Source organism: Granulicella arctica (assembly GCF_025685605.1).
Classification (GTDB): Bacteria; Acidobacteriota; Terriglobia; order Terriglobales; family Acidobacteriaceae; genus Edaphobacter; species Edaphobacter arcticus.
This window is the reverse complement of sequence record NZ_JAGTUT010000001.1, coordinates 3,498,691-3,512,856: the sequence shown is the minus strand read 5'-3', so window position 1 is coordinate 3,512,856 and position 14,166 is coordinate 3,498,691. Positions and strand designations below refer to the sequence as shown.

The 14,166-nt window shown below is 55.8% G+C and carries 12 protein-coding genes and 1 tRNA gene; 7 read left to right on the top strand and 6 right to left on the bottom strand.

Going from position 1 to position 14,166, the window contains the following annotated elements; genetic code table 11:
• Nucleotides 1-60 precede the first annotated feature (60 nt).
• The 3 genes from OHL20_RS14980 (at nucleotide 61) to OHL20_RS14970 (ending at nucleotide 2,548) form a co-directional block, all read left to right on the top strand.
• On the top strand, nucleotides 61-420 hold the full coding sequence (locus OHL20_RS14980) for a YciI family protein (RefSeq protein ID WP_263383982.1): 360 nt from the start codon (nucleotides 61-63) through the stop codon (nucleotides 418-420).
• A gap of 79 nt (nucleotides 421-499) precedes the next feature.
• Entirely contained in the window at nucleotides 500-1,204 is a 705-nt protein-coding gene (locus OHL20_RS14975) for a hypothetical protein (RefSeq protein WP_263383981.1), read from the top strand.
• Between the two features lie 69 nt (nucleotides 1,205-1,273).
• Entirely contained in the window at nucleotides 1,274-2,548 is a 1,275-nt protein-coding gene (locus OHL20_RS14970) for an RNA polymerase sigma factor (protein ID WP_263383980.1), read from the top strand.
• 298 nt (nucleotides 2,549-2,846) lie between these two features.
• Here the strand turns inward: OHL20_RS14970 and OHL20_RS14965 are convergent, their stop codons facing one another.
• On the bottom strand, nucleotides 2,847-3,491 hold the full coding sequence (locus OHL20_RS14965) for a TetR/AcrR family transcriptional regulator (RefSeq protein ID WP_263383979.1): 645 nt from the start codon (nucleotides 3,489-3,491) through the stop codon (nucleotides 2,847-2,849).
• A 71-nt stretch (nucleotides 3,492-3,562) separates the two neighbouring features.
• Here OHL20_RS14965 and OHL20_RS14960 point away from each other — a divergent pair, with 71 nt between their 5' ends.
• Complete coding sequence (locus tag OHL20_RS14960) at nucleotides 3,563-4,489, top strand: oxidoreductase (protein ID WP_263383978.1); 927 nt, start codon at nucleotides 3,563-3,565, stop codon at nucleotides 4,487-4,489.
• A gap of 243 nt (nucleotides 4,490-4,732) precedes the next feature.
• Here OHL20_RS14960 and OHL20_RS14955 read toward each other — a convergent pair whose 3' ends face one another.
• The 5 genes from OHL20_RS14955 to OHL20_RS14935 form a co-directional block, all read right to left on the bottom strand.
• Complete coding sequence (locus tag OHL20_RS14955) at nucleotides 4,733-5,158, bottom strand: hypothetical protein (RefSeq protein WP_263383977.1); 426 nt, start codon at nucleotides 5,156-5,158, stop codon at nucleotides 4,733-4,735.
• Nucleotides 5,159-5,296: 138 nt separating this feature from the next.
• A complete protein-coding gene (locus tag OHL20_RS14950; protein WP_263383976.1) occupies nucleotides 5,297-6,052 on the bottom strand; it encodes a hypothetical protein in 756 nt (251 codons plus the stop codon).
• Between the two features lie 450 nt (nucleotides 6,053-6,502).
• Nucleotides 6,503-6,594, bottom strand: a tRNA-Ser gene (locus OHL20_RS14945).
• Nucleotides 6,595-6,951: 357 nt separating this feature from the next.
• On the bottom strand, nucleotides 6,952-7,656 hold the full coding sequence (locus OHL20_RS14940) for a hypothetical protein (RefSeq protein ID WP_263383975.1): 705 nt from the start codon (nucleotides 7,654-7,656) through the stop codon (nucleotides 6,952-6,954).
• 514 nt (nucleotides 7,657-8,170) lie between these two features.
• On the bottom strand, nucleotides 8,171-8,638 hold the full coding sequence (locus OHL20_RS14935; RefSeq protein ID WP_263383974.1) for a hypothetical protein: 468 nt from the start codon (nucleotides 8,636-8,638) through the stop codon (nucleotides 8,171-8,173).
• A 400-nt stretch (nucleotides 8,639-9,038) separates the two neighbouring features.
• Between OHL20_RS14935 and OHL20_RS14930 the strand changes: the two genes are divergently transcribed.
• The 3 genes from OHL20_RS14930 (at nucleotide 9,039) to OHL20_RS14920 (ending at nucleotide 14,066) form a co-directional block, all read left to right on the top strand.
• On the top strand, nucleotides 9,039-9,458 hold the full coding sequence (locus OHL20_RS14930; protein ID WP_263383973.1) for a hypothetical protein: 420 nt from the start codon (nucleotides 9,039-9,041) through the stop codon (nucleotides 9,456-9,458).
• A gap of 209 nt (nucleotides 9,459-9,667) precedes the next feature.
• The gene (locus tag OHL20_RS14925) at nucleotides 9,668-9,976 is read left to right on the top strand and encodes a hypothetical protein (RefSeq protein WP_263383972.1); all 309 of its coding nucleotides are present in this window, start codon (nucleotides 9,668-9,670) and stop codon (nucleotides 9,974-9,976) included.
• A gap of 1,366 nt (nucleotides 9,977-11,342) precedes the next feature.
• Complete coding sequence (locus OHL20_RS14920) at nucleotides 11,343-14,066, top strand: TonB-dependent receptor (protein WP_263383971.1); 2,724 nt, start codon at nucleotides 11,343-11,345, stop codon at nucleotides 14,064-14,066.
• The last annotated feature ends 100 nt before the right edge of the window (nucleotides 14,067-14,166 follow it).

Genomic DNA, 14,166 nt, shown 5'->3' with positions numbered 1-14,166 from the left:
CGTCGTTATAGTGAAGGCCGGGAAGAGAAACCCGCCTGAAGGACTCTTATAGGAGAAGACATGCCTCAATATCTTATCGCCATTCAACACCCCGAGAACTACAACCCATCGCTGGAAGGGGAAGCGATGATTCGTGACATCGGCGCACTCAACGAGGAGATGGATGCCGCTGGAGCCCGGCTCTTTGCAGGCGGTCTGGAATCTGTAGGCCGCGCTAAGTCGTTGCACAAGCAGCCCGACGGCCACGTCTCTATGACAGACGGCCCATACCTCGAAGCGAAGGAATATATAGGTGGCTTCTGGATCCTTCAGTGCGCTGACCTGGACGAAGCGCTGGCCTGGGGACGCAAAGCCGTCGTCGCCTGCCGGGTCCCCGTCGAGGTCCGAGCTTTCATCAGAATGAGACCCGACAAAAGCTAGACCATATATCAAAAACCATCGCCTGCGGCGCACTAGCGCTGAATGGCGGCCTCTACCCAAGGTCTTCCAAGGACACCTCATGCGAAAAAAGTTACTCACCATCGCGTTGCTCGCTGCACTCGCGACAACACAGCAAGCAAGAACTCAGAGCAGAACCACCTACTCAAAGATGGCACCCGCCGACCAATACCTCATGGCCGATCGCACTGCAGAAATCGCGCTTGCGCGAACCGCCGCACCGGATGCCATCGCTCGCGACGCAGACGTGTTGGTCCTCGGACTTCACGGTTTTGAAACGGCGATCAAAGGTAGGAATGGCTTCGTTTGCATCGTCGGACGTTCCTTTACATCCGCGCCGGATGAGGACTTCTGGGATCCGAATGTGCGCGTGCCCATGTGTGCTAATGCGCCCGCCGCTCGTTCTTACCTGCTGCGCCTGACCCGAGAAACCGGATGGATCCTGGCCGGACGCACGAAAGTGGAACTGGCAGGGGCGATTGCCTCCGCCGTAGAGACAAAAGAACTGCCGCCGATGGAACCCGGAGCCATGTGCTACATGATGTCGAAAGAGGGATTCGGTGGAAGCGCCGTGCCACACTGGCCTTCCCACCTCATGTTCTTCTATTCCGATACCGACCCCGCGATATGGGGAGCCAATTTGTCGGCTTCTCCCATCACCGCGGTGGCAGACCCCATGGAACACCTGACGCAGTTCGTCATTACAACGCAACGATGGTCAGACGGAACGGAAGCTCTTCAAGCAACCCCTCATGTCCACCCATGAAGGGCTGGGAGGGGACCGTCCACAACGCGACATCGCTATTGGGTAACGTAACCCCGTAAGCTATCAGGCATGACGGATGTGCGGAAGACGATTGAAGCCGTGTGGAAGATCGAGGCCGCACGGCTTATCGCCTCCATTGCCAGGGTGACGCACGATCTGGGCATTGCGGAAGAGATCGCGCAAGATGCACTCGTGACTGCGCTCGAACTCTGGCCCAAAGAAGGCATCCCCGATAATCCCGGTGCGTGGCTCATGACAGCGGCCAAACGGCGCGCCATCGACTCCTTGCGCCGTGGTCGCATGCTCATACAGAAACACGGGGAGATCACCCGCGAACTTGAATGGCAACAGCAGCAGCTTGGACAAGCTTTGGAGTACTCCATGGACCAGGTGATCGATGATGACATTCTGCGCCTCATCTTCACCGCGTGCCATCCAGTGCTGACGCTGGAAGCGCGAACAGCGCTCACGCTGCGCCTCATCTGCGGGCTCACCACTGAAGAAATTGCCCGCGCCTTCCTCGTACCCGAGAAGACGATGGGACAGCGGATCTTTCGCGCAAAGAAAACCCTCTCTGAAGCTCGCATCCGCTTTGAGACACCATCCGGAGACGAGTTGCGAAACAGGGTAGCTTCCGTACTCACCGTCGTTTACCTGATCTTCAACGAGAGCTATACAGCGACATCAGGTGATGAATGGATGCGAGCCGCGCTTACCGACGAGGCACTGCGTCTCGGTCGCATTCTGGTGCATTTCTTGCCTGAAGAATCAGAAGTCCATGCTCTGATGGCGCTCATGGAGTTGCAAGCATCGCGTACCGCGGCTCGACGAGGACCAGACGGCCAGGCAGTTCTATTACCAGATCAGGATCGTTCCCTTTGGGACCGCATGCAAATTCAGCGGGGCATAGCAGCACTTGAGCGCGCTCAGCATCTTGAAGGAAGCGCAAAACCATACGCATTGCAAGCAGCGATTGCCGCTTGTCACATGCAGGCCCACACCGACAAAGATACAAACTGGGGCAAGATCGTCACTCTCTACGACGCCCTGCTACAGATCAACCCCTCACCCATTGTTGCGCTGAACCGCGCAGTAGCCGTCGGCATGGCGCAAGGGCCGGCCGCAGGCCTTGACGCGCTTGATCGAGCCTCCAGCCTTGCTAGCAACTCAGTGCTGGCCGGCTACCATCTCTTTCGCAGCGTTCGTGGAGACCTGCTCATGAAAATGGGCAACTTCCTCGAGGCCCGTGAAGAACTCCAGAGTGCCATTGGCATGACTCAAAATTTGCGGGAACAGGAAATGTTGGCGAAGAAAATTAGGCAGATGGAGAAGAGCGCCCGTTGACGTGGACCGGTTCAGTTCTCGTAAAGCGCTCTTCGGGACGAGCACTTTTCTAAATTAACGACAAATCGCCAAGTCACACATCGATAGAGTCTGACCCCTTAGACGAAGACTCTGCCGCGAAGTCAGTGTTATCGGCAAGGTCGAAACTCCGGAGGCTTCTGACAAGAGCCGAAATTGCCGCAATTGCGGTTCCGGACCAACGTCATAGCCCGCAGCTCAAGTGTGCTTGCTCTCCAGTTGCCGATTACTTGATTGCCTCTATGAAGGGGGATTGGTGCTCAAGGAGAGTTCGCCGTTCCTACAGCGGCAGCCCCGAACGTCCTGTGCAGTTCTCTAAATACCCACCCACAAACACAATCAACTCCGCCCGCATCGGCCGCAGCAGAGCTTCAGGATCATCCGACTCCAACAATCGCCGGCTCACTCCCGCCATCGCTCCCTGCACCATGGAAGCTGCGAGGAGTGGATCTGCCAATGGCTCCCGCGCCGTCCTGAGCATGGCCACCATCGCCCGGAGAACCCGCACCCCAGTCTGCTTGGCGATCATCGCCCCATCCACATCATTGCTCACCGCGTACATGGCGACGCTCGCCCGCACGTCTTGCATCTTTGCTCTCAGGAACTCTGTAACCAGGGGTTCCGCCATCTCCTCCACCGGTCTGCCATGCTGGGCCGAGCACGCCGCCTCCACCGTCTCCGCGACATGATTCATATGGCGCAACAACACCGCCTGCAGCAACGCGCTCTTATTCGGGAAATACTGGTAGAGGGTGCCAACCGCCACCCCTGCCCGCGCCGCGACAGCCGTCGTCGTCAGCCTTTCCTTGCCGATGTTCAACAAAACCTGAATGGTCGCCGTCAGAATGGCATCCACGCTCGCCGTCGACCGCGCCTGCACAGGCGATTTCCGCGGCTCTAACACCATCTCCACACGTTGCGCCAAATGCGAACTCCTAATCTGAAGCTTGCTTCATCTAACCATACGTAAGGCAACCAAGAAAAGGATCGACACCTATGAGCATCCAGACCACGCAGCAACTCGGCGGCACCTTTACCTTCCCCGGAACCGAGATCACCGTTCATCGCATCGGCTACGGAGCGATGCAACTCGCTGGTCCAGGAGTCTTCGGGCCGCCGAAAGATAAGGACGCCGCGCTTGCCGTCCTTCGAGCCGCGGTCGAGGCAGGCGTCGACCACATCGACACCTCCGACTTCTATGGGCCGCACATCACCAACCATCTCATCAAGGAAGCCCTGTATCCCTATCCGGCCAATCTCACGCTGGTCACAAAGCTTGGAGCGCGTCGCGATGACAAGGGCGCCTGGAATCCCGCACAGTCGCGTGCAGACCTCATCAGCGCCACTGAAGACAATCTCCGAAACCTGGGCATCGAAGCGATCGACATCGCCAACATGCGTCTCATGGGCGACTTCATCAAACCCACCGCGAGCGACATTACCGAGCAGATGGAGACCCTGGCCGACCTGCAACGTCAGGGTAAGATACGCCACATCGGTCTCAGCCACGCGACTGCCGACCACCTGGAGCAGGCGCAACGCTTCGCCCCGATCGTCTGCATCCAGAACATGTACAACCTCGCACACCGCGACGATGAGACATTGCTCGATACGCTCGAGAAGCAGGGGATAGCCTATGTCCCTTACTTCCCACTAGGCGGCTTCACCCCGCTGCAGACCTCTGCACTTGACGACGCGGCAAAACAGCTTGGCGTCACTCCCACGCAGCTCGCGCAGGCATGGCTGCTCCAGCGCTCGCCCAATATGTTGCTGATCCCTGGCACCAGCTCGGTAGCGCACCTCAAGCAAAACCTCGCCATCGCCGACATCACCGTCCCCGCTCACATCCTGGCAGAACTCGACAAGATAGCCGGCCCCGCCTACGCCGAAGGTCTTCAGAAGATGGTCGCCGCTCGTCACTGAACAAAATCAGCCCTGAACTGATAATTCGCTCGGGTGGAAACACCTGGGCGAATTGCTTCAGGAGCTAAGAACGGAAAATCGGATGGCCCTCGAACCCGACGTTTGTACAGGGCGACATGCCTCTTTGTCGCTGAGGCTGTCACACCCGGTCCTCGATCTGAACCGAACAACCGGACGGTGAGCGGAGTCCCGCAAAGCCCGCTTTCGGCAAATTCATTTTCGTCATTGCCGCAAACGCCGTTTTCAGGGAAGTTCACTTCTCATTAGAGCCTGAATCTTGGTGACACCTAGGCTTTCAGAAGCGGTGTCGGAGACAGTGCACCTTGGGCTGCAGAGTATGAGATAGCGTCGCCAGACCGGCCTATTCTTGGCTCGTAAAACGAGCTGCTTAGTCAGCGTGTTCTGACTTATTCCCTCAACTTCATTCCAGGAGATGAGTTTCCAAGCTATCCACCTGCGATAGGAAATCCCTTGATCGTTGACCTCAGCTTGAACGAACCCTAATGCAGCGATCTGGAAAATGATCATGAGGAGCGGGAAGCCCCATGGGAGGAGACCTTCGGATTTCTGCGGCAACATCGAAAGGCTAAACACTACTAGAAGCAGTTGGACCACGCGAACGTATATCAGCAGGGAGAGTGAGTTGAACCGAACCGCACTGATTTTCATTTCATCTCCACAGCCTTTCTACACCTTGGTTCGGGAGAAGAGCTGACAAATTCGAATCTGCCGCAAAGTCATGGTTTTCGGCAACGTCGGTCGTTGGTGCCGAGAATGCCGTTTTCTGTCAGACACCGACGAAGCACGTCACAGCGAAGCAGGCTTAGGAGAACTTCGAAGACGGTCCACCAAAACCCAGCCAGCAAATCCAGCTAAGCCAATGAGGCCGAATTTCCACTGCCGGTCTGGATAGAGCGACAAAATCCGTATTCCGCTTCCCCAAAGGAACATGAAAAACGCTGTCATCCACACTACTGTCTTGTGAAGCCTTTGGCTGAAGCCCACGACCCGGTCAAGTCTCGGCATCACCCTGAATAGAAGCACCCAGCATGCGATAAGCAGGAATAAGATGCCGCCCACAAAGAGAAACCACGGAGAAATAGCGAGTCCCTGGTTGAAACGTCCCGTATCTCCGCTGCCAGCAAAAGGACGCATGAGCAAGTAGGCGACGAGTTCAGCGAGGTTGATCACGACAAACCAGTAAAGAATATAGAAAAGTGCCTTTCGCTTACCTGCTTTAGGTAGTTCAAGCAGAGAGAGACTGACGACTACGAAGGTTACATGCATCAACAGGGGCATAGCGCCGATCGCCGCCTCGGCCGGATTTCCGGATGCAGGAAACAGTTGATCGTAGGGAACCCCTTCGTCCCAGCCACGCATCGTTACGAAATTCCCCTGGATCACGGTGAACGGGGTGCGTGAAAAGCCAAGAAGCCAAGCCGTGGTGCTATGCGCATGCTCATGGGCCAAAATGATCAAGGCCTGGAGGGCAAAATAGATCGCTACTGTCGCGAGAGAAAACTTGATCCAGCTCCAGCTTGCATCGCGCGCGTTCCGAATCATGAGTTTCCTCAGGCTGATACAAGAGTGATACCACAGTTGCTTATGACCACCTGCGATCCCCAGCCACCATCACAGTCCACGAAACGCCAAAAGAACTAGCCATCGCCTAGGCACCTGCACTTCTTTTCTGTCATTCCCGCAAGCAACCTACATGAGCACACAGGGAACGAGACGTGGCTGGCAACGCTCTTTGTTTTGTTTTCTGCACCACGACACGGTAGCGTAGAGGAGACGATGTCCTTCAATGAGCCACAAGGCGATCGGGTTGAAGCTGCTCTTCTCGGCGCGGGTCTGCTGTTGGACGTGCGATTCTGCCGGGGCGTAGTCCGGCACCTGCACGGCCCCGCCGGAGTTAGCAGCTATCAGCGGGGAAATACATACTTCATACACTTCGCTAAGCAATTCATTTTGCTGGGCTTATGTTGATTCAAGGGAGCTTGCAAGATTGTTTGGCGGAGAGTGAGGGATTCGAACCCCCGATCGCCTTACGACGATGTCTGATTTCGAGTCAGGTGCATTCAACCGGGCTCTGCCAACTCTCCGCGTTATGTCAGGTCAACTGAACAAGCTGGAAGCATCTGCTTTGTTCAGTTGCCCTCAGATCCTGCTGCTCAACGAGCTCCGTTCACACTCTGTGTGACCTATCTGTCAGGGCACTTACGTGAGTTGAGCGGAGCATATGCGAACAGCAGAAATCGACCGGTCCTTTTCAGTCTACTGTCGAATATGTGTCTATGGCAATGGCGAGATAAGGCAGGTTATCTCAGGGTCGCTCAAGGTGGTCCGATCTTCTGATCACGCCTTGCACGCTGCCTTATTCTCTCAAGCCACTGAACAGTGCCACGCTCGATGGCTCGTCAGCGTCAAACGCATTCAGCGCAGCGGTGAAACCACGGGAGTCATGCTTGGACGGCTATTGGGCGAGCTGGGGATTCGGGGCGGAAGGCCGAGGGGGCGGACTTCGGTATTATTTTTTTCTGAGGTCCAAAGTCTTGATTCGGGGTGGGATAGGTCTGGACTTGTTCGGACTTGCCTGCAGCCCGGGCTGCGGCGTGGGCGGCGAGCTGCTTTTGGGCTGCGTCCCATTGGGCGTTGGCCAGGGCGATGGCTTCGTGGGTGGTGGTGTATTCGAGGGTGGGGCGGGGGGTCTGGACGGGGGTGTAGTCGGGGATGGGATCTTCGATGGAGGCTTCTGGTTCCGGTCCGGGGGCGAGGACACCGAGGAGGGGGTCCTGGATGAAGTCCTGGACGAGTTCGGTGGCGGCGGGCATGGACCTGGCGTGACGTGCGGCGCGGGCGAGGTTGGCGCTGCAAACCGAGAGTCCCTTGATGAGGGCGGTGGCGTGGCGGTCGTCGATGCCGTTCGAGGCGAGCAGGCGCAGGACTTCGGAGAGGCCGCGCTGGATGGCGTGGAAGTCGTCGGGTGCGGGCAGGGCGATGAAGGTGATGCCGTGGACGGTCTTGTGGGCGGCGGGCTGACGGCTGGCGTGGTGGTAGAAGCAGAGCTTCTGGGTGCGGAGGGCAGGGCTGCCGCACTGGTGGCCGTCGGTGAAGATGTGGCGGCACTGGTAGGACTTTTTGGCTTCAGACGTCGATTCGGACATGGTGATCTCCCTTGTTGCTCTGGTTGGGGTGCTGGTTAAACGCAACAAGCCCGGCTGGGTAGCCGAGCTTGTGATATTTCCTACTAACCTAAGCGTATCACAAATGGCTAACTCGTAGGCCAATGTGTCACAGAAAAAGCGAAGTTGCCGAAAACACCGACTTTCGAGGAGCAACGGCGACCGTCAGCTGCCACCGCCAAGAAATCTCTACAGGGCAAAGACTATAAGCAGCGCTCCAACCGCGCAGTAAAATTGTCTCTGCCTACTAGCCAACCAGAACTGAAAACGACTTTCGTATGTCTCTTCGTTTTTAGCGTTGGTAGATAGAAGACCTTGCAGAATACCCACGAGGCCCGTGCAAGCCACGACAACGTGTTGAAGCCTAGTAGATGGTTGGTCTAGCAGAACAATCAGGCAGTTGGGTAGTTCCACCAGTGTAGGCCTCCGCAAGGCGTGAGGAATGAAAAACGGTTCTTTCAGAAACAATAAATCAAAGTTGCCGAAAGCCCGACATTCAAAAAATTGGGATCGGTTTGATAGCCCATACACCAAGAGGTACGGCTGCCAAACAGGTCACCCACTTCGTCACGATAGTTGTCGGAAGCTTTATCGCCATGAAGCAGACAATACATGCTGCGGCAAAGAATGAGGCTCGCAAAATGACCTCGGAGGCAATCAAGCCCGGGGTATCTCTGCGGCCCCTCCGGTGAAGGCTCATCAAAATTGCATAACTGGGAATACATGCGCAAACAACAATGAGGTAGATGAGCATGATTGCGAAACCTTCACCAAGCGGTCCGTCCTTGGGAAAGACGACGTAACTGACGCAACCGGTAAGGACGAACGCCATTACCAATCCGACCAAACCCGCCGCGAAGTACTCCAATCCAGACAGCATTCGACTCATCGTGAAAGCATACCAATCGGCAATGGCAAGCAAAACGGCGTTTTGAGCAATAACAACCGAAGTTGCCGAAATCACCGACTTTCAAGCAAGTACACTTCTTCAGGGTGAATGAAGGACATGGAACAGCAAAGATGGCAGGGCTTGTATATCCTGCAAGTAACTACAGCCCTGATGTTCATAGCCTTCCCGTTTGTTGTTGGAGGAGCTTCCCAGCTCTTGGGCGAAAGATGGTTTCTACCTGTTTTGCTGATATATGGAGCGTTGTGGCTCAATCAAGGCCGCTTGCTTGTGAATTGGCGCTGTCCACGTTGCAGACGAAGCTTCCTCCGAAGCGATAAGTCAACGATTTCCATGCCATTTCGATCTCGATGTGCGAACTGTGGTCTGCCGCTAGAAGCTGATCTGCACACTTGAGACTCGAGTTTCCGAAAAGACGACTTTCGAGGATGTACGATCATTCCGAGGAGACAAGGGAGTGAAACGTCGGTTGCTAGTCGTAGCGGCGGTCACCATGGTCTGCTGGTTTGCCGTCGCCGGTGCAAGGTTCTACATCACACATCGAAGTCCTTACGCTCCGCCACGTCCAGCCAACATATCTCCTGACGCGACTTACATACAAGGGCCGAACGGTCGAGGACTATGGGAGTCTTGTGCTGTCGATCCCAATGCCGTCCAATGTGTAATCGCAAACGTTGATGGAGTTGTGCGTCAGCATGGGCCGTTCATTCCTTACGCTGGAACGGTCCCACGAACTCAAGATGAGATCGTCATCACTCAGAAGAGCGGAGATGGATGGATTTCGCTAGCCAATGGAACATACCTGATCCCTTTGGAGCACAACGAGGCGAGCAGACGATACCTGGACTTCATGATCGGAAATGCCAAACACTTCTGAGTGCTGATGGTGTCTAGCGGTGATTCCCCGGAAAACGGCGTTTTCGGAAAATTCGACCGGCTAGGACGAGCGAAAACGTCGTGATTGCCGAAAACCTTGACTTTTTGGGAGCAGAAGCTCATCGACCATTCACATCGATAAAAGGTTTGACAGCGAAGGCCAAATGCAGGAACGTAGGGCATTCGCAAAACGTGGAGGTCGGGAAACGAATGAACCAGCGGTGGCTTCTATTTGTAGTCGCTCTTCTCGGTCTAGTGGTTCCGAACAACATGTTTCTCTACGCCTCGCTTCATCAAACAAACGGTTGCGGAGGAGTGACCCACAACCTACTCGCGTCCTCCTTCATGCTCGACGCCTTCCTCGCGATGGGAGTTCTTGCGTATCTATTTGCCGTGCGGCCCCTCGGGCCCATCCGGTGGTACTGGTTTATTCTGCTATCGCTGCTGGGAGGCATGGCCTTCAGTCTTCCCTTCTACTGGTGGTTGAACTTGAGGCGTCAAGCGGCGGCGGAGAGATAGAGTCCGTAGGGCACAGCCGTATCAGCAATGAACAGGTTCCCTGAAGACGGCGTTTGCGGGGATAACGATCGAAGTTGCCGAGAACACCGACTTTGCGGAAACGGCGCCTATGCGGTGCCATCCCCGGGAATACACTGACTTCATGGGAGTGATACTTATCATTGGAGGCATCGCTGGCGTAGCTCTAGGTATACGAGGGGGCGAATTTTCTGCGGGTGACCCAGATGCTATGACAACTTTCAATCGCAAAGTCTCGGAACGTTCTGGACGGATCGTCTTCGTCGTTGCCGGGTTACTTCTAATCTGCGGTGGCCTAAAGTTGATCTTGTTGGGGTGAGAATCCTTACAGACCAGTCCGCAGCTGAAGGGGAGCGCGCTAAGTCATCTCACTGCTGCAAAACGGCGTTATGGCAAAGTTCAAGGCGACCTCCCCCTGTTCAGATCCCAATCCGGAGTCCGGCCGCCCCAGGTTGACGAAACACCGACTTTGCGGAAGGTCTCCGTTTCATGTAGGCCATAGGCTCTTGATTGTTGCGGCTATCCGTCGAGAGATGTTGCTTGCTTTGGCTTCAGCGCGTAGCTGAAGGCGTTGCGTAGCAAGACCGGGAATGTAGTTACATAAGCGTTTTGTCTCTAAACCGAGCCAAGGAGCGAGTCGCTCTTCGTTTGGCGCCCATCCAAGCCACTCGGCCACTTCGACCTTCATTAGGTCCCCCAAGAAGTTGTCGTGCCGGGCAGCAACCGAAGCATCCTCTAGGAATGCACAGATCGGAAGGATAACCCCCAAATCCCCCTCCTCCAACGCAGCTGTTAAAGCAGGTATGAGGATTGAGCCGAAGACGATGTAATGAATGGCTTCGTCGTCTCCCATATATGCGAACTCTGCATGATAGGTAGCCTCAAGTTTAGGAAACCGGCTGAACAACTCGGGCACCACAGTCGCATAGTTCATGCCCTGAGAATACCGGCGACGCGTCGTTCGTGGAAAACGGCGTTTTCGGCAATAACGGCCGAAGTTGCCGAAAGTTGGTTTTGCAGGATTTGCTAGTCGATGGTGTTGACCCTAAGCCGGGGCTAACGGTTTGGCCTTTATATTCGGCATTATTGCTATCGCCGACCTGGTCTATCTGCCGTCGATCTGTTGCGTAGCATCGATGGGAATGACAACATTTGTAAACGTCACTCTTACATTCATCCGTGTGGACCGTCTAAGCTGTACACATCTACCAAGTTATCAATGGCTCTTCATGCGGTACCCCGGGTGTTCGTGAATATTTGTTGGTGCAAGCTCCTTCTACGCTGGATGGTTGTCTCTTCGTCAATTTTGCCGGCCCTTCCTTTGCAGGGTTTCGCGCAGGTCTCGTCCTTGCTCCAGCAGCCACTGGCTTCGAGCGCTGCACCGGCCGCGGTCACGACTTTGAGCGGAACCATTACAGATCCGTCCGGTGCTCTTATACCTCACGCCGTCCTCGCGATCTCAGTTGCCGGTAGCGCAGGTCCGGATGGTTCCCTGGGTGCTTCGCCCGGCGTCAGCCAGATTACGACCGATCCAATGGGCCACTTCAGCATCTCGCTGCCGGCTGGGACCTATGACGTCGCCGTATCCGCCGTTGGCTTCGATGGGATGAGTCGCACTATTACCCTTGGCACACGGCCGATACTCCTCGATCTGCGTCTTACCATCGCCACGACGTTGGACGAGATCGACGTTCCATCGAATGCAGCCTCGAGCACTGCTGCTGCCGATAACAAGAGCTCGCTGATCTTTCGTGGGGATCAACTCAACACCCTTTCGGATAACGACAACACGATGCAGCAACAGGTGCTCGCCATGGCCGGCGGTGGTGGGGAGGGTGGCGGCAGTATCTACGTCGACGGCTTCAGTGGAGGACGCTTCCCTCCCAAGGACACCATTCGCGAGATCCGCATCAATCAGAATCCCTTTTCCTCACAGTATGAAGACCTTGGCTATGGTCGAGTTGAAATTTTTACGAAGCCGGGTAGCGACAAGGTGCACGGCAATTTCTCTTCGTCCGGGAGCACGAAGGCTTTCAACTCTCTCAACCCCTATACCGGCGAGCAGCCACCCTACTATCTCCTTTTTAGCCGAGGCGATGTCAGTGGACCGCTTGGAAAAAAGACGTCTGCGTTCCTGTCGGGAATGCGTGACGATCAGCAGAACAATGCCGTCGTCAACGCATTCAATCCTGATGGAAGTCAGCTTTCCATCGCCGTGTCGGCACCGACTACGGATACTACGGCCGGCCTCCGCATCGACCGTCAGCTCAACACGAAGAACACGCTGGTCTCCCGGTACGAATACAGCAAGTCGGATGCGACGAACAGCGGCGTGGGCCTCCTTGTTCTCCCTTCTGAAGGGATCAATACCAGCACCACGGTGCAGACCTTCCAAATCGGCAATACACAGCTTGTCGGCCCCAAGATCGTCTCCGAAACCCGCTTCCAATATCTACGGACGCGCCTCTCGCAAACACCTGCTTCGACGGCGCCTACCATTGTGGTGCAGGGAGCCTTCAATGGTGGTGGCGCTCCCACCCAGGCCTCGCAGGATAGTCAGGATCAGTTTGAGTTTCAGGAATATCTCTCCTTTTCGTTTGGCAATCATTTTCTTCGCACCGGTGCGCGCTATCGGCTGCTGCACGAGACGAATATCTCTACCGCCAACTTTAATGGTCAATACACCTTCCCGACGCTCGCCGCATACCAGGCCGGAACCCCCAGCCTCTTCAGCCTCACGGCTGGCAAGGCAAACGCCGAACTGACCACGGGCGATCTGGGTGCCTACGCTGAAGATGAATGGAAGATCCGAAAGAATATTACCGCCGTATTCGGCCTGCGGCTGGAAAGCCAGACGGCGATCCCGGATCACTTCAATCCCGCACCGCGTGCAGGCATAACCTGGGCCGTCGGTCAGACGGAAAAGCACCCCGCTTTGTTTACGATTCGAGGCAGTGCCGGGATCTTCTACCAACGCTTCGCACCCGGAAATATCCTGACCTCGATCCGTCAGAACGGGATAAGTCAGCAGGCTTTTCTGATCAACAATCCCTCGTTCTATCCGAACATTCCGTCTGTCGCCCAACTTAGTGGTGTTGCACCAACGCCGTATAGCATCAGCCCTCATCTACGTGTGGCTTCAGAAAATATCGCCAGCCTCTCTATCGAGCGATCGCTTGGCAAAGATGGCAAGCTTGGCTCCGTGAACGCCACGTACTATGCCGTTCGCGGTGTGCATCAGTACAACTCGGAGAACGTCAATGCTGCAATCAGTGGCAGTGGGGCTCGTCCCTTAGGGGGTTCCTCTGACGTGTACCAGTTTGCGTCTGACGGCATCGAGAAGGCCCAGAGCCTGAACCTCAATACCAACCTGCAGCTCACCAAACGACTGTCAGTGTTTGCCTTCTATAGTGCGCGCCGAGACACAGCCGATACCTCTGGTGCGGCGAGCTTTCCGTCACAGCCGTATAACGTCTCCGCCGACTATGGCCCCTCGGGCCTCGGCTTCCGACCCGTCGGACAGCGCCTCTTTGCTGATGCCGATGTGAAGCTTCCCTTCAACTTTTCCTCCGAAATGTTCCTGGCCGCCTCTTCACACTCTCGTTTCGATATCACCACTGGAACGGATCGGAACAACGATACGCAGTTCAATGACCGGCCTGCGTTTGCGACTAATCCAGGACCTACTTCCATTCTTTACGCAACTCCGTTCGGCACCTTCGACGCTAACCCTCAGCCCGGAGAGGCGATTATTCCGCATAACTATGGCATCGCTCCTCGACTTCTTTTTCTTGCGATGGGAGTCAGCCGCCAGGTCAAGTTCGGCCCACGTCCTGCTGAGCCTGCCACCACAGTAAAGGCGGGGCAGCCCGCACCGGCAAGGCCCGACCCTGCCTACAATCTCAGCTTCGGCTTCGACGCAGTCAATGTCCTCAACACCACCAATGGGGGAACTCCAATCGGGGTGCTGAGTTCTCCATTCTTCGGACGCTCCATCTCTACGAACAACCTGTTCGGCCTCACGAGTGCTGCCAATCGCATCATTCTCCTGCATACTTCATTCCGCTTCTAAAAAGAGAGGATGCGGTGATGTTGACTTGGGTCCCTGTCTGATCTGTTTAACGCTGCTGCAGATCCAGCCGGGCCGGTCTTCAGTCGTGACCAATCGCGAC